The organism is Pseudomonas sp. IT-P260, from assembly GCF_949768395.1.
GTDB classification, from domain to species: Bacteria; Pseudomonadota; Gammaproteobacteria; order Pseudomonadales; family Pseudomonadaceae; genus Aquipseudomonas; species Aquipseudomonas parakoreensis.
Genome location: NZ_CATKPO010000040.1, coordinates 125,850 through 141,504, shown reverse-complemented (window position 1 = coordinate 141,504; position 15,655 = coordinate 125,850). Strand labels below are relative to the sequence as shown.

General features: G+C 61.5%; 11 protein-coding genes. 2 read left to right on the top strand and 9 right to left on the bottom strand.

Annotated elements, in window-relative coordinates:
- Positions 1 to 32: 32 nt before the first annotated feature.
- The 9 genes from ACM6HV_RS19585 to leuC form a co-directional block, all read right to left on the bottom strand.
- Positions 33 to 677 carry a phosphoribosylanthranilate isomerase gene (locus ACM6HV_RS19585; RefSeq protein WP_414905063.1) on the bottom strand — a complete coding sequence of 215 codons (645 nt, stop codon included), beginning with the start codon at positions 675 to 677 and terminating at the stop codon, positions 33 to 35.
- Positions 678 to 741: 64 nt separating this feature from the next.
- Complete coding sequence (gene truA, locus ACM6HV_RS19580; protein ID WP_041066053.1) at positions 742 to 1,566, bottom strand: tRNA pseudouridine(38-40) synthase TruA; 825 nt, start codon at positions 1,564 to 1,566, stop codon at positions 742 to 744.
- A gap of 274 nt (positions 1,567 to 1,840) precedes the next feature.
- Positions 1,841 to 4,468, bottom strand: a complete 2,628-nt coding sequence (locus ACM6HV_RS19575) for a FimV/HubP family polar landmark protein (RefSeq protein WP_414905062.1) — start codon at positions 4,466 to 4,468, stop codon at positions 1,841 to 1,843.
- Positions 4,469 to 4,676: 208 nt separating this feature from the next.
- Positions 4,677 to 5,687 (bottom strand): aspartate-semialdehyde dehydrogenase, encoded by a 1,011-nt coding sequence (locus ACM6HV_RS19570; protein WP_414905061.1) that lies wholly within the window; start codon positions 5,685 to 5,687, stop codon positions 4,677 to 4,679.
- A gap of 247 nt (positions 5,688 to 5,934) precedes the next feature.
- On the bottom strand, positions 5,935 to 7,047 hold the full coding sequence (asd, locus tag ACM6HV_RS19565; RefSeq protein ID WP_003226428.1) for an aspartate-semialdehyde dehydrogenase: 1,113 nt from the start codon (positions 7,045 to 7,047) through the stop codon (positions 5,935 to 5,937).
- A gap of 66 nt (positions 7,048 to 7,113) precedes the next feature.
- Positions 7,114 to 8,196 carry a 3-isopropylmalate dehydrogenase gene (leuB, locus tag ACM6HV_RS19560; RefSeq protein WP_414905060.1) on the bottom strand — a complete coding sequence of 361 codons (1,083 nt, stop codon included), beginning with the start codon at positions 8,194 to 8,196 and terminating at the stop codon, positions 7,114 to 7,116.
- Positions 8,197 to 8,250: 54 nt separating this feature from the next.
- Positions 8,251 to 9,018 carry a class I SAM-dependent methyltransferase gene (locus ACM6HV_RS19555; protein ID WP_145595063.1) on the bottom strand — a complete coding sequence of 256 codons (768 nt, stop codon included), beginning with the start codon at positions 9,016 to 9,018 and terminating at the stop codon, positions 8,251 to 8,253.
- A gap of 136 nt (positions 9,019 to 9,154) precedes the next feature.
- The gene (gene leuD / locus ACM6HV_RS19550; RefSeq protein ID WP_166219847.1) at positions 9,155 to 9,799 is read right to left on the bottom strand and encodes a 3-isopropylmalate dehydratase small subunit; all 645 of its coding nucleotides are present in this window, start codon (positions 9,797 to 9,799) and stop codon (positions 9,155 to 9,157) included.
- A 13-nt stretch (positions 9,800 to 9,812) separates the two neighbouring features.
- Positions 9,813 to 11,231, bottom strand: a complete 1,419-nt coding sequence (leuC, locus tag ACM6HV_RS19545; RefSeq protein WP_095668812.1) for a 3-isopropylmalate dehydratase large subunit — start codon at positions 11,229 to 11,231, stop codon at positions 9,813 to 9,815.
- Between the two features lie 141 nt (positions 11,232 to 11,372).
- Between leuC and ACM6HV_RS19540 the strand changes: the two genes are divergently transcribed.
- Together ACM6HV_RS19540 and ACM6HV_RS19535 are read left to right on the top strand one after the other, a co-directional pair.
- Positions 11,373 to 12,263, top strand: a complete 891-nt coding sequence (locus ACM6HV_RS19540; RefSeq protein WP_041066034.1) for a LysR family transcriptional regulator — start codon at positions 11,373 to 11,375, stop codon at positions 12,261 to 12,263.
- A gap of 68 nt (positions 12,264 to 12,331) precedes the next feature.
- Complete coding sequence (locus ACM6HV_RS19535; RefSeq protein ID WP_414905059.1) at positions 12,332 to 15,610, top strand: EAL and GGDEF domain-containing protein; 3,279 nt, start codon at positions 12,332 to 12,334, stop codon at positions 15,608 to 15,610.
- Positions 15,611 to 15,655 lie beyond the last annotated feature (45 nt).

Sequence of the window (15,655 nt, the reverse complement as noted above, 5' to 3'; positions counted from 1 at the left end):
TGCATTGATGGACGGCGGCAGACTGCCAGCCGTCACATCGAAGTAGCCGCTCCCTGCGAGCTGCTGCGTACGGCATTGATGAACGCGCGGATCTTCGCAGGATCCTTGATGCCCTTGCTCGCCTCTACCCCGCCGCTGACATCGACGGCGTATGGTTTGACCCGGGCCACGGCGTCGGCGACGTTTTCCGGGGTCAGGCCGCCCGCAAGGATCAGCGGCTTGCTCAATTGCTGCGGAATCAATGACCAGTCGAACGCCTCACCGGTTCCGCCGGGCACACCTTCGACGTAGGTGTCGAGCAGCACACCGCTGGCACTCGGATAAGCATCGACGGCAGCCGCAATGTCGTCGCCGGCCTTGACCCGCAATGCCTTGATGTACGGACGATGCCAGCCTTCGCACTCTTGCGCGGTCTCGTCGCCATGGAACTGCAACAGATCCAGCGGCACAGCATCGAGGATTTCCCCCAATTCACAGCGACTGGCGTTGACGAACAAGCCCACCGTCGTCACGAAGGGCGGCAAAGCCTGAATGATCGCCCTTGCCCGCTGCACGCTCACTGCGCGCGGACTCTTTGCATAAAACACGAAACCGATGGCATCGGCCCCGGCCTCGACCGCTGCCAACGCATCCTCTATGCGGGTAATCCCGCAAATCTTGCTGCGAACGGCTGACATGTCGATAAAAACCTCAAGGTAAAAACCGGGAAGTCCCGGATGGTAACAAAAGCGTCGGGAGGCGTCAGCCGTCAAGGTCCGAGAAACCCGTAAGGAAATGTGGCCCGATGAAACGCTCGGGCAGCGGGAACTCGTCGTGATACTCGACCTGCACCAGATACAACCCATACGGATGCGCTGTCACGCCCCCGGAGCGCCGCTCTCGGCTCTCCAGCACTTCCTTCATCCACTCCACCGGGCGTTCGCCGGCACCAATGGTCATCAGCACACCGGCGATGTTGCGCACCATGTGGTGCAAAAAGGCGTTGGCACGGATATCGAGCACGATCATCTTGCCGTGCCGGGTCACGCGCAGGTGATGCATCTTCTTGATCGGCGACTTGGCCTGGCACTGACCGGCACGGAACGCACTGAAATCGTGGGTGCCAATCAGATATTGCGCAGCTTGCGCCATGCGCTCAACGTCGAGCGGGCGGTGGTTCCAGGTGATCTCTTCATTGAGATGCGCCGGACGAATCTGATCGTTGTAGATCACATAGCGGTAACGTCGGGCGATGGCTTTGAACCGCGCATGAAAATGCGCCGGCATCACCCGCGCCCAACTGACGCTGATATCGTGGGGCAGATTGATATTGGCGCCCATCACCCAGGCTTTCAGCGAACGATCGACCGGCGTGTCGAAATGCACCACCTGCCCGCACGCATGCACCCCGGCATCGGTGCGACCGGCGCATTGCAGCGAAATCGGCGAATTGGCGACTTTCGACAAGGCTTTTTCAAGCTCTTCCTGCACCGTGGCCACGCCGGTCAACTGACGCTGCCAGCCACTGTAGCGCGAGCCTTTGTACTCGACGCCCAGTGCCACGCGGTAAAAGCCTTCGGGTGCCATTTCGGCGGCCGGATTATCTATGTTTGCCAAGGTGGGACAGCCTGCTGATGTACAAAGGCGGGCATTATAAGGCTGTGGGTCGGGGATGCCAGTCAGTTCTGTGTTGACCGATCCGGCCCCATCGCTGGCAAGCCAGCTCCCACAGTTTCTGCAGCGCATGCAATACCTGTGGGAGCTGGCTTGCCAGCGATGGCGATAGCACAGCCGCCACTAAATTCTGCCCAAACAAAAACGGCAGCCTTGATCGGGCTGCCGTTTTTGATTTACCGCTGACTCAAGCCAGGTGCGAAAGCATTTCCTTGGCCTCGCCCCGCTGCTTCTCATCCCCCTCGGTCAACACTTCGTTGAGGATATCGCGCGCGCCGTCATTGTCGCCCATGTCGATGTAGGCCTGGGCCAGATCGAGTTTGGTCGCGGCTTCGTCGGTGCCGGCGAGGAAGTCGAAGTCGTCCTCGCCCAGATCATCACCCATGGCCGCGTCGGCTTCGGTGAAGGTCGGCTCGGCGATGCTCTGCGACAGACGATCCAGCTCGGCGTTGACGTCATCCAGCTCTGCCGCAAAGGCATCCGGTTCGGCCGGGTTGGTGTCCATCTCGTCGGCCAGCGACAGATCGAAATCGGCGGGCAACTCCAGATCGTCCTGTGGCACTTCGTTGGCGACCACAGGCTCGGCCGGCGACAGGTCTTTCACGCCTTCGTCCAGATCCAGCAGGAAGTCATCGTCCGCCAGGTCAGCCATCGGGGCTGGCGCAGGCTCGGCACCGAGGTCCAGATCGAGGTCGAAGTCCGACAGGTCGTCGAGGTTCTCTTTGATCTCGGTCTGCTGTTGCAGCACCGACTCAAAGCTCAGATCGTCGTCAGCCGGAAACTCGTCCAGCTCCACTGGTGCTTCAGGTGCGACAACAGGCGCAGGCTCAACCGGGGTAATGTTATCGAGATCGTCCAGGCTCAGGTCGAACGCGCTGTCCAGATCGTCCGCCGCCGGCTCAGGTGCAGGCGCCTCGGGCTCGTCAAGCAGCAGCTCCTTGACGTATTGCGCATCGAGTTCGGCGGCGGCCGCCGCTGCAGCCAGACCCGCGACCGCGACTACAGCCATGGCCGGGAAGCGTTTTTTCAGCTCTTCGACCTTGGCGAAGTTGTCGCCATTGGCCACCAGCTGGCGCTCCTGACCGACGAACGCATCGCGGTCACCCTGCTGACCATAGACTTCCATCAGTTTCAGCCGCAGATCACTGCGCTGCGGTTCAAGACTGACGCCCTCTTCCAGCAGCGCGGCAGCCTGATTCAGGCGACCGGCATTGATATGCGACTGAGCCTTGTCCAGCACGTCGTCGGAACGCTCGGCGGCCGGCGCGACCAATGGCGCGGCAATCGGCTCGGCCATCACCACCGGAGCCACTACTGGCGCTGGTGCGGGTGCCGGGGTGTTGAGCTTGACGCTGGCGGCAGGTGTTTCCAGACCTTCGAAGCTGCTTTCCGGCAGATCCTGCTCGGCAGAGAACTCCTGCTCTTCAGCCAAAGCGCGCGCCATGCGCAGGTGTTTCTCGGCTTCCTGCTGGGCTTTGCGGCGACGGGCCAGCAGCAACAGCAGAAGCAGCAGCACCACCGCACCGCCGCCGATCAGCCCCAGCAGGATCGGATTGGTCAGCAGTTCATTGAAGGTTTTGTCTTCATCGACCACCGGTTTTGGCGCAACCACTGGCGTCTCGGCAGGCGTGTCGACCGGTGGCGCAATCGCCGATTCCGGGGTAGGTGCGGCCTCCGCCGGCGTCGCTGGCGGCGTTGCGGCCAGTTCGGCGGTGATCGCCGGTACGGCAGCGGTGGCGGCTGGCGCAGTGCCCGGGCCCTCGGCCTGCATCTTCGCCAGTTGATTGTTTTTCAACTCGATCAGGCGTTGCAGCTTGTCCAGCTGGCTTTGCAGATCAGCCATGCGGCTTTTCAGTTCCTCGTTGTCACGACGGGTCGTGTCGAGGCTTTCCTGAGTCACCGCCAGCTTGTTGCTCAACGCCTTGGCATCGCCGGCCGGGCCTTTACCCCGCGCCTTGGCACTTTCGGCGGAGACCAGGCTCAAGTTGTCTTTGGCATTCTGGCCGGTGCCCGCATTGCTGCGACCACGCTTGGTGGCATCGAGCTGCTGCTGGCCGGTACCCGGCTTGGCCACATAGCGACGACCCTGACGCCAGGCTTCGTTCTGCGCGGCAACTTCGGCAATCGCTTTCGATTGTGGCAGCGCGGTGCTTTCCACCGAGTCTGGCAGACGCAACACTTGGCCGGTTTTCAGCCGGTTGATGTTGCCGTCGATGAACGCATCCGGATTCAGCGCCTGAATCGCCAGCATGGTTTGCTGCACCGAGCCGCCGGTGCGCGCCTTCGCGGCGATCTCCCACAGGGTATCGCGCGGCGTGGTGGTGTACTGATTCGGGTGCGTGGCGCCGGTGGTCGGTGCGGTGATGGTCTGCGACGGCGCTGGTTGCGCGGCGGCGTCAGCGGTCTGTGGCGAGAATTTCGACGGATCCAGCAGCACGCTGTAATCGCGCAGCAATCGGCCGTTGGGCCACATCACCTGCACCAGAAATTTCACCATCGGTTCCGACAGTGGCTTGCTCGACGTCACGCGCAGCACGCTCTTGCCGCTGGCGTTGAGCACCGGGGTGAAGGTCAGGTCGTTGAGGAAGGCCTGGCGATCAACACCGGCCTTGGCGAAATCTTCGGGTGAAGCCAGGCTCGGCACCACTTCGGCAGCGGTGAGATCCTTGACGTCGAGCAACTCGATCTCGGCCACCAGCGGCTGGTTCAGGGTCGACTTCAGGGTCAGCTCCCCGAGCCCGAGGGCATGCGCCATACCGGAGGACAGCGCCGAGGCGGCCGCTATTGCTAACACCAGTTTGCGAACTTGAACCATAGCCTCATCCTTTGTTTGAACGTTCCTCGGCCAGCGAGAAGATGTTGATTGCCGCTGCCGTAAGGCATTGCGCGCGACGACGACACATGCCGCGCGCGATCATTTCTTTGATGCCCCGGAAAGTCCCGGAGGGTGACACGTTATCAAGTGCTCCGGGCAAGCATAGCGCTCACCTAGAATCAGTCGACAAATTGTTGCCAAGTATCTTTTACAGCAGGTCTTTTATCAACAATTCAGCAACCTGCACAGCGTTGAGGGCCGCACCTTTGCGTACGTTATCTGACGTCAGCCACAGATTAAGTTCCGCCGGGTCGTCGACACCGGCGCGCACACGGCCAACATAGACAACGTCCTGCCCCACCGCGTCACCCACCGCTGTCGGGTAATCGCCGGCTTCAACCAGCTCGATGCCGGGTGCGTCTTCAAGTGCGGCGTTGACCTTTTCCAGGTCGACCGCGCTCGCTGACTGCAAGGTCACGCTATAGCTATCGCCAAAAAACACCGGGGCTTGAACGCAAGTAGCGGAAATCTTTAATAAAGGCTGCGCCAACACCTGACGCAGCTCGCGCACCAGGCGTTTTTCCAGCAGCGTGTGGCCTTGAGCGTCCGGCGTGCCGACCTGGGCCAGCAGGTTGAAGGCCATCTGCCGATCGAAGAAGGTCGGCTCCAGCGGACGCATGTTCAGCAACTCGGCGGTCTGCCGCGCCAGCTCGGTCACGGCTTCGCGACCTTGCGCGGAGACGGCGAGATTGGCGGTGACGTTGACGTATTGCAGGTCGAGCAAGTCGAGCAGCGGTGCCAGCACCACGGCCAGCGTCGTCGCTGACGGGCTTGGGCTGCTGATCTGGAACGGCGCGGTCAGACCGGCGATGACCTCGGCGTTGGCTTCCGGCACCACTTGCGGCGCCTGCTCGGCCGGCAATGCGCCGGACAGGTCGATCAGCGAGCAACCGGCCGCGTGGGCGCGCGCCGCGTAGCTCAGGGAAACGGCAGCGCCCGCGGCGAAGAACACCAGTTTGACCTTGCTGAAATCGAACTCGTCGACTTCTCGCACGCGCACATTTTTGTTGCGAAACAGCACCGAGCTGCCAGCGGATTCGCTGCTGGCCAGCAGGTGCAGGTTACCGACCGGAAAGTCGCGCTCTTCGAGAATCTGTACGAGGGTTTCGCCGACAGTACCGGTGGCGCCGATCACGGCAATATCTAGGGTCTGGGTCATGGTTCTACCTCTGGCGAAACGGGGGGGAGCGGCACTTTACCGGGTGAGGGAGATGCAGGCAATTTCTGTCAGAATGTCCAGTGTCTGCACCGCCCCCTTCGCGAGCAGGCTCGCTCCCACAGGGGAATGCATTTCAAAGGTGGGAGCGAGCCTGCTCGCGAAGGCGCCAGACCTGACACCGGGAAACCTCAGGCATAAAAAACCCGCACCTCTCACAAGGCACGGGTTCTTTCATTGCATCAAAGGATCAACGCTCCAGCAGGATCCGCAGCATGCGACGCAGCGGTTCGGCCGCGCCCCACAGCAGTTGGTCGCCGACGGTGAAGGCACCGACGAATTGCGAACCCATGTTCAGCTTGCGCAGACGACCCACCGGGACGTTCAGGGTGCCGGTGACCTTGGTCGGACTCAGCTCCTGCATGCTGATGTCGCGGTTGTTCGGTACCAGTTTGACCCAAGGGTTGTGCTGACTGATCAGCCCTTCGATGTCGGCGATCGGCACGTCTTTGTTCAGCTTGATGGTCAGCGCCTGGCTGTGGCAACGCATGGCGCCGATGCGCACGCAGATACCGTCGACCGGGATCGGGCTCTTGAAGCGACCAAGGATCTTGTTGGTCTCGGCCTGGGCCTTCCACTCTTCACGGCTCTGGCCGTTCGGCAGTTCCTTGTCGATCCACGGGATCAGGCTGCCGGCCAGCGGTACGCCGAAGTTCTCGGTCGGGTACGCGTCGCTGCGCATGGCTTCGGCCACACGACGGTCAATGTCCAGGATCGCGCTGGCCGGATCGGCCAGTTGATCGGCCACCGCAGCATGGGTCGCGCCCATCTGCTTGATCAGTTCACGCATGTTCTGCGCGCCGGCACCGGAGGCCGCCTGATAAGTCATGGCGCTCATCCACTCGACCAGACCGGCCTCGAACAGACCGCCCAGGCCCATCAGCATCAGGCTGACGGTGCAGTTGCCACCGATGTAGTTCTTGGTGCCCGCGTCCAGTTGCTGGTCGATGACCTTGCGGTTGACCGGGTCGAGAATGATGACCGCGTCATCGTTCATGCGCAGACTGGACGCCGCGTCGATCCAGTAACCCTGCCAGCCGGCTTCGCGCAGCTTCGGGAACACTTCGCTGGTGTAGTCGCCGCCCTGGCAGGTCAGAATCACGTCGAGGGTTTTCAGCTCTTCAATGCTGTAAGCGTCCTTGAGCGGAGCAATGTCCTTGCCCACGGACGGGCCTTGGCCACCGACATTGGAAGTGGTGAAAAACACCGGCTCGATAAGATCGAAATCCTGCTCTTCCAGCATCCGCTGCATGAGCACGGAACCGACCATGCCGCGCCAACCGATCAGACCTACACGTTTCATCGCAACTACACCTTCTTGAAAAGTGGGCCGCTGCTTTGTATTGAATTTCGCAGCGGGCCCGAGAGATTACAGATTCCGCAGCGCGGCGACTACTGCGTCACCCATTTCCTGCGTTCCGACTTTAGTGCAACCGGCCGAATAGATGTCACCGGTACGCAAGCCTTGATCCAGCACCACGCTGACAGCTTTCTCGATGGCATCGGCTGCCTCGTGCAGATTGAAGCTGTAACGCAGCATCATCGATACCGACAGAATCGTCGCCAGCGGGTTGGCAATGCCTTTACCGGCGATGTCCGGCGCCGAACCGTGGCAAGGCTCGTACATGCCCTTGTTGTTCGAATCCAGCGAAGCCGACGGCAGCATGCCGATGGAACCGGTGAGCATCGAGGCTTCGTCGGACAGGATGTCGCCGAACATGTTGTCGGTGACAATCACGTCGAACTGCTTCGGTGCGCGCACCAGTTGCATGGCGGCGTTGTCGACGTACATGTGGCTGAGTTCGACTTCAGGGTAATCCTTGGCCACTTGTTCGACCACTTCACGCCACAGTTGGCTGGACGCCAGCACGTTGGCCTTGTCCACCGAGCACAGCTTCTTGCCGCGAACCATGGCCATGTCGAAACCGACGCGGGCGATGCGGCGGATTTCGCTTTCGCTGTACGGCAGGGTGTCGTAGGACTGACGCTCGCCGTTGTCCAGGGTGCGGGTGCCACGTGGCGCGCCGAAGTAGATGCCGCCAGTCAGCTCACGCACGATCAGGATGTCCAGACCGGCCACGATTTCCGGCTTCAGGCTCGAAGCGTCGGCCAGTTGCGGGTAGAGGATCGCCGGACGCAGGTTGCCGAACAGGCCCAGTTGCGCACGAATCTTCAGCAGGCCGCGCTCAGGGCGGATGTCACGCTCGATGGTGTCCCATTTCGGGCCGCCCACGGCGCCCAGCAGGACTGCATCGGCAGCACGGGCACGCTCGAGCGTTTCGTCGGCCAACGGCACGCCATGCTTGTCGATGGCCGCGCCACCGATCACGTCATGGCTCAGCTCGAAGCCCAGGTTGTACTTGTCGTTGGCCAGCTCCAGCACCTTGACCGCTTCGGCCATGATTTCCGGACCAATACCGTCACCTGGGAGAATCAGAATCTGCTTGCTCATGCTTTCCTCGTGTCTTCAATCGGTGCGCCACTCAGGGCGCGCCCGGAAAAATGCTTAGCGTTCGGCCATCAGTACGATTACATCTGTACTGAACGAGCCGTCGGCATCAATCTCAAAATATTCGCGCACTTCGTTGCCCATCGACTGCTGCAACTGGCGGATCGCGGCGCGCATCACTTCGGGCGTGCGCATGCGCTCGACCCAACTGCTGTACTCCAGACGCAGACGCTGACGCGTGGTGCTGCGGGTATGCAGCCCGGCCTCGCTGACCTGACGCAGCCACTCGCCGGCAGAATAATCGCGCACATGGCTGGTGTCGCGCAGCACTTCAACGCTCTGCAAATAGGTGTCGAACAACGGGCTGCCCGGTGACAACACGTCAACGAACGCCGCCACACCACCCGGTTTCAGCACCCGACGCACTTCGCGCAGGGCCACGCCGAGGTCGCTCCAATGGTGCGCCGAATAACGGCTGAACACGAAATCGAATTCGCCATCGGCAAACGGCAGACGCTCGGCGGCGCCGTTGACCGTGGAGATGTTGGCAAAACCGCGATCAACCGCTGCGGCGGCGACCACATCGAGCATTTGCTGCGACAGGTCGTAGGCCACCACTTCTTTCACCAACGGAGCGACGTGAAAACTCACGTGCCCGGCGCCGCACCCCAGGTCCAGCACCCGGGCCGCGCCCTGCCCCGCCAGCTCAGCCTGCAGCAGCGCGAATTCGGTGCCTTGAGCGTGAACGGCGCTGCTCAGGTAGGCGGCGGCCTGTTCACCGAATTGCTTTTGTACGACCTGAGTGTGTTGGGCAGTGCCGGTCATGGTCACATCCTGCATTTGTGTTGTTTGAGCGGCCGTCTTCGCGAGCAGGCTCGCTCCCACAGGGGAATGCATTTCAAGTGTGGGAGCGAGCCTGCTCGCGAAGAGGCCAGCCCTGACTACATCAATCTCGAATCAATCACGCGTCGCGGAACAACCACGGCTGACTCACACGATGCTTGGCCTCGAACGCCGCAATCGCATCGCCGTCCTGCAAGGTCAGGCCGATATCATCCAGACCATTGAGCAGGCAATGCTTGCGGAACGCGTCGATCTCGAAGCGGTACACCTTGCCGTTCGGGCTGGTGACGGTCTGCTCGTGCAGATCGATCTGCAATTGATAGCCCGGCGCAGCCTCGACCTGCTTGAACAGTTCATCAACTTCAGCGTCACTCAGAATGATCGGCAGCAAGCCGTTCTTGAAGCTGTTGTTAAAGAAGATGTCGGCGTAGCTCGGCGCGATGATGCTGCGGAAACCGTATTCTTCCAGCGCCCACGGGGCGTGTTCACGGCTGGAGCCGCAACCGAAGTTCTCACGGGCCAGCAACACGCTGGCGCCTTGATAGCGCTCGGCGTTGAGCACGAACTCCTTGTTCAATGGACGCTTGGAGTTGTCCTGATACGGCTGGCCGACATCCAGGTAACGCCACTCGTCGAACAGGTTCGGGCCGAAACCGGTGCGCTTGATCGATTTCAAGAACTGCTTGGGAATGATCTGGTCGGTGTCGACGTTGGCACGATCCAGAGGCGCGACAAGACCAGTGTGCTGGGTAAAAGCTTTCATGCTGCGCTCTCCTTCAGATCAATTCACGAACGTCGATGAAACGACCGTTCACCGCCGCCGCCGCGGCCATGGCCGGGCTCACGAGGTGGGTACGACCACCGGCACCCTGACGGCCTTCGAAGTTACGGTTGGAGGTCGAAGCGCAATGCTCGCCGGACTCCAAACGGTCCGGGTTCATCGCCAGGCACATCGAGCAACCCGGCTCACGCCACTCAAAACCGGCTTCGAGGAAGATCTTGTCGAGACCTTCGGCTTCTGCCTGCGCCTTCACCAGACCCGAGCCCGGTACGACGATTGCCTGCTTGATCGTCGAAGCGACTTTGCGGCCCTTGGCAATCACGGCTGCAGCGCGCAAGTCTTCGATGCGCGAGTTGGTGCAGGAGCCGATGAACACGCGATCCAGCTGAATGTCGGTGATCGCCTGATTGGCGCTCAAACCCATGTATTTCAGGGCGCGGACGATCGAGTCACGCTTGACCAGATCCATCTCTTTGGCCGGATCCGGCACGTTCTGATCAACGGCCAAGACCATTTCCGGGGATGTGCCCCAGCTGACTTGCGGCTTGATCTGCGCGGCGTCCAGTTCGACTACGGTGTCGAACTTGGCATCAGCGTCGGAGACCAGGTCTTTCCAGGCTTCAACCGCCTGATCCCACTGCGCACCTTTCGGCGCGAACGGACGGCCCTTGACGTACTCGACGGTCTTTTCATCCGCGGCCACCAGACCCACGCGGGCGCCGGCTTCGATGGACATGTTGCAGATGGTCATGCGGCCTTCGACGGACAGATCACGAATCGCGCTGCCGGCGAATTCGATGGCATGGCCGTTACCGCCGGCGGTGCCGATCTTGCCGATCACCGCGAGGACGATGTCCTTGGCGGTCACGCCGAACGGCAACTGGCCTTCGACGCGCACCAGCATGTTTTTCATCTTCTTGGCGACCAGGCACTGGGTAGCGAGCACGTGCTCGACCTCGGAAGTGCCGATCCCGTGCGCCAAGGCACCGAAGGCGCCGTGGGTCGAGGTGTGCGAGTCGCCGCAGACCACGGTCATGCCCGGCAAGGTTGCGCCCTGCTCCGGGCTGATCACGTGGACGATGCCCTGACGAATGTCGTTCATCTTGAACTCGACGATGCCGTACTCATCACAGTTGTCATCGAGGGTCTGAACCTGCAAACGCGAGACCTGGTCGGCAATGGCCGTGATGCCGCCCTTGCGCTCCGGTGTGGTCGGTACGTTGTGGTCCGGGGTCGCGATGTTGGCATCGATGCGCCACGGCTTGCGCCCGGCCAGACGCAGGCCTTCGAAGGCTTGCGGCGAGGTCACTTCGTGGATGATGTGACGGTCGATGTAGATCAGCGCCGAGCCATCGTCGCGCTGCTTGACCAAATGCGAATCCCAGAGCTTGTCGTAGAGCGTTTTGCCGGCCATCAGACGGTTCCTCATCAGCTTGTTTCTATGCCCTGGGCTTATCAATAACCCTTTGGCTTGTGAGGCCGATCCTATGGGGTTACATTAAATAACTCAAATTCATATTTTTTATGCTTTGGATAACCAACTGGAATACGAACCATGGATCTGGCCAACCTCAATGCGTTTATCGCCATCGCCGAGACCGGCAGCTTCTCCGGCGCCGGGGAACGCCTGCATCTGACCCAACCGGCGATCAGCAAACGCATCGCCGGGCTGGAGCAACAATTGAACGTGCGCCTGTTCGACCGCCTGGGTCGTGAAGTCGGCCTGACCGAAGCCGGCCGCGCTCTGCTGCCCCGGGCCTACCAGATTCTCAACGTGCTGGACGACACGCGTCGCGCCCTGACCAACCTGACCGGTGAAGTCAGCGGTCGCCTGACCCTGGCCACCAGTCACCACATCGGCCTGCACCGTTTGCCGCCACTCTTGAGGGAATTCACCCGCCGCTACCCACAAGTGGCGCTGGATATTCAGTTCCTCGATTCGGAAGTGGCCTACGAAGAAATTCTCCACGGCCGCGCCGAGCTGGCGGTAATCACTCTGGCCCCGGAGCCGCACACGCTGGTCAAAGCCACGCCGGTGTGGGACGACCCGCTGGATTTCGTGGTAGCGCCGGAGCATTCGCTGATCAGCAATGGCGCCGTGAGCCTGGCGGACGTTGCCGGTCATCCGGCGGTTTTTCCCGGCGGCAACACCTTTACTCATCACATTGTCCAACGCTTGTTCGAAGCCCAAGGGCTGACGCCGAACATCGCCATGAGCACCAACTACCTGGAAACCATCAAGATGATGGTGTCCATTGGTCTGGCCTGGAGTGTTCTGCCCCGCACCATGCTTGACGAACAGGTGGCGCGCATACCTTTGCCGGGCATACAGCTCAGTCGCCAGCTAGGCTATATCGTGCACACCGAACGGACGCTGTCGAATGCGGCAAGGGCTTTCATGGCCTTGCTGGATGCGCAAATCGATCTGCCAGGGACTCCCGGCTAACTTGTGCTACTCCTATAGAGCCGCTGTCCCTGTGCCTAACGCCACCATCAGCTCAAGGCCCGTTAACAATGCCGAAATCTGTTGACCGAATTCCGCCGATGCCGCGTATTCAGGCCATTGATCCGCGACGTTCCGAGCAGAGCTGGGAGAGCGCGCCGCAACTGCTCGCCGCACTCAACGGCGCCCGGCTCGGTGCCTGGTATTGGGACATCGAGCGTGGTCAGATCAGTTGGTCACGGGGCACTCAGGCGCTGTTCGGTTTCGATCCACGGCAACCGCTGCCCCAGGACCTGGAATACCTCGACCTGCTGCCGCCCGAAGACCGGGCGAAAACCGTGCGCGCCTTCCACGCGGTGATTGCCGGCGCCCCGCTGGAACAGGCGATGCACCACCGCATCCGCTGGCCCGACGGCAGCCTGCACTGGCTGGAAATCAGCGGCAGCCTGCTGCCGGACAAAAACGGCCGTCCCCGAATGATCGGGGTGATTCGCGAAATCACCCACCAGCGTCAACGCGAACAGGCCCTGAGCAGCTCGGAGAAACGTTTCGCCACACTCTTTCATCTGTGCCCGAACATGGTGCTGCTGACGCGCCAGGAAGACGGCCTGATCAGCGAGGCCAACCAGTATTTCGAAAGCCTGTTCGGTTGGCCGGTGCAGAGCGCCATTGGCCGCACCACTCTGGAGCTGGGCCTGTGGGTACACCCCGAACAACGTGCCGAACTGGTGAAAAAGACCAAGGCCAAAGGCGAACTGGTCAGCATGGAAGTGCAGTTTCGCGCCAGCAACGGGCAGATTCATGACGGCATTCTCAGCGCGCAGAAAGTCGAGCTCGAAGGCCAGCCGTATCTGCTCAGCACGTTCCTCGACACCACCGAGCGCAAAGCCGCCGAACACGCCTTGAAAGACAGCCAGGAACGCCTTGATCTGGCGCTGGATTCGGCGCAGCTCGGCACCTGGGACTGGCACATTCCCAGCGGCATGCTCTACGGCTCGGCGCGGGCCGCGCAGTTGCACGGGCTGGAACCGATCCCGTTTCACGAGTCATTCGAAGAGTTTTTCGAAGGCGTGCCCGGCGAAGAGCGCGACAGCATGCGCGACGCCTACCGCAGCCTGCGCGAGGGCCCGGCCGGCAACTATCAGCTGACTTATCGCGTGCAACTGCCTGACGGCAGCTCACGTTATCTGGAAAGCCGCGCCCGCCTCTACCGCGACGAAAACGGCGCGCCGCTGCGCATGGCCGGGACCTTGCTGGACATCACCGATCAGGTCGAGCGCGAGCAACGTCTGGTCGCCTCGGAAGAGAAATTCGCCACGCTGTTTCAGGTCAGTCCGGACCCGATCTGCGTCACCCGTCAGGACAGCGGCGAGTTCATCGAAATCAACAACAGCTTCACCCAGACCTTCGGCTGGAGCGCCGCCGACGTGATTGGGCGCACCGCCGAGGACATCGGCCTGTGGGACGCCTCGGCAAAGAGCCTGCAACGTATCGAGCGGGTGATCCGCGAACAGGGCCTGAGCAATGTCGCGATCATCGTCCAGCACAAGGACGGCCAGTCGCTGACGTGCGTGATTTCCAGTCGGCAGATCAGCGTCGGCAATCAGCCGTGCATCGTCACCACCCTGCGCGACATCACTCAACAGCAACGCTCCGAGGCCGCACTCAAGGCCAGCGAAGAGAAATTCGCCAAGGCGTTCCACTCCAGCCCCGACGCGATCACCATCACCGAGCGCGACACCGGGCGCTATCTGGAGGTCAACGACGGTTTTTGCCGCCTGACCGGCTATCGCGCTGACGAGGTGGTGGGCAAGACCGTGTACCAGATCGGCATCTGGGCCGAAGAGAAACAACGCTCGGCGCTGCTCGCCGAACTGCAGATCAAGGGCCGCGTGCACCATCAGGAAATGCTCGGACGCAACAAGCGCGGCGAGTTGCTGACGGTGGAGGTGTCGATCGAACCGATCACCCTCAACGAAACCGCGTGCCTGCTGCTGACCGCGCGCGACGTCAGCCTGCTGAAAAATGCCGAGGCGCAGATCCGCCACCTGGCCTATCACGACCCGCTGACCAACCTGCCCAACCGCGCCTTGCTGATGGATCGCCTGAGCCAGCAGATCGCCCTGCTCAAGCGCCACAACCTGCGCGGTGCGCTGCTGTTCCTCGACCTTGACCACTTCAAGCACATCAACGACTCGCTGGGCCATCCGGTCGGCGATACGGTGCTGAAAATCATCACCGCACGGCTCGAAGCCAGCGTGCGCATGGAGGACACGGTGGCGCGTCTCGGCGGCGATGAGTTCGTGGTACTGCTCAGCGGCCTCGAAGGCACACGCAATGAGGTCAGCGCGCAAGTGCGCGAGCTGGCCGACACCATTCGCGAGCTGCTGTCGGAGCCGATGTTCCTCGACGGCCAGCGCCTGCAAGTGACACCGAGTATCGGCGTGGCGCTGATTCCCGACCACGGCTCGACCCCGACCGACCTGCTCAAGCGCGCCGACATTGCCCTGTACCGGGCCAAGGACTCCGGGCGCAACACCACGCAGATGTACCACAACACCATGCAGAAAGCGGCCAGCGAACGGCTGCGCATGGAGACTGACTTGCGTCTGGCGCTGTCCCGTGGCGAGTTCAACGTGCATTACCAGCCGCAGGTCGACGCTCAGGACAACCGCATCATCGGCGCCGAGGCGCTGGTGCGCTGGAACCATCCGGAACTGGGCGCACAATCGCCCACCGAATTCATCAAGGTGCTGGAAGACAGCGGCCTGATTCTGGAAGTCGGCACCTGGATCCTCGACGAGGCCTGCGAAGCGTTCAAACAACTGATCGCGCTGAAACTGGTCGACCCGCTCAACTTCAGCCTGTGCGTGAACATCAGCCCACGGCAGTTCCGCCAGAACGACTTCGTCGAGCGCATCGAACACAGCATGAGCAGCCACGGCCTGCCCTGCTCGCTGCTGAAACTGGAGATCACCGAAGGCATCGTCATCCAGAACCTGGAAGACACCATCAGCAAAATGCGTCGCCTGAAAAAGCTCGGTGTGAGCTTCGCCATGGACGATTTCGGCACCGGCTATTCATCGCTGACTTACCTCAAACGCCTGCCGGTCGATACTCTGAAAATCGACCAGTCGTTCATCCGTGACGCAACCACCGACCCCAACGACGCCGAGATCATCCGCGCTATCGTCGCCATGGCCCGCAGCCTGGAACTGGAGGTGATTGCCGAAGGCGTGGAGACGTCGGAGCAACTGGCGTTCCTGCAAGGGCTCGGCTGCCATTTGTATCAGGGCTATCTGCACAGTCGGCCGGTGGCGTTGGAAGAGTTGAAAAAGATGCTGTCGTGAGGCGGGCAGCTTGCAACAGATCAATAATTGTCAGGATTTGCGACA

Coding starts and splice junctions, on each gene's coding strand:
- leuB (WP_414905060.1), bottom strand. CDS start 8,196: ATGAGCAAGCAGATTCTGATTCTCCCAGGTGACGGTATTGGTCCGGAA.
- leuD (WP_166219847.1), bottom strand. CDS start 9,799: ATGAAAGCTTTTACCCAGCACACTGGTCTTGTCGCGCCTCTGGATCGT.
- leuC (WP_095668812.1), bottom strand. CDS start 11,231: ATGGCCGGCAAAACGCTCTACGACAAGCTCTGGGATTCGCATTTGGTC.
- ACM6HV_RS19575 (WP_414905062.1), bottom strand. CDS start 4,468: ATGGTTCAAGTTCGCAAACTGGTGTTAGCAATAGCGGCCGCCTCGGCG.
- ACM6HV_RS19585 (WP_414905063.1), bottom strand. CDS start 677: ATGTCAGCCGTTCGCAGCAAGATTTGCGGGATTACCCGCATAGAGGAT.
- ACM6HV_RS19535 (WP_414905059.1), top strand. CDS start 12,332: ATGCCGAAATCTGTTGACCGAATTCCGCCGATGCCGCGTATTCAGGCC.
- ACM6HV_RS19540 (WP_041066034.1), top strand. CDS start 11,373: ATGGATCTGGCCAACCTCAATGCGTTTATCGCCATCGCCGAGACCGGC.
- ACM6HV_RS19555 (WP_145595063.1), bottom strand. CDS start 9,018: ATGACCGGCACTGCCCAACACACTCAGGTCGTACAAAAGCAATTCGGT.
- truA (WP_041066053.1), bottom strand. CDS start 1,566: ATGGCACCCGAAGGCTTTTACCGCGTGGCACTGGGCGTCGAGTACAAA.
- ACM6HV_RS19570 (WP_414905061.1), bottom strand. CDS start 5,687: ATGACCCAGACCCTAGATATTGCCGTGATCGGCGCCACCGGTACTGTC.
- asd (WP_003226428.1), bottom strand. CDS start 7,047: ATGAAACGTGTAGGTCTGATCGGTTGGCGCGGCATGGTCGGTTCCGTG.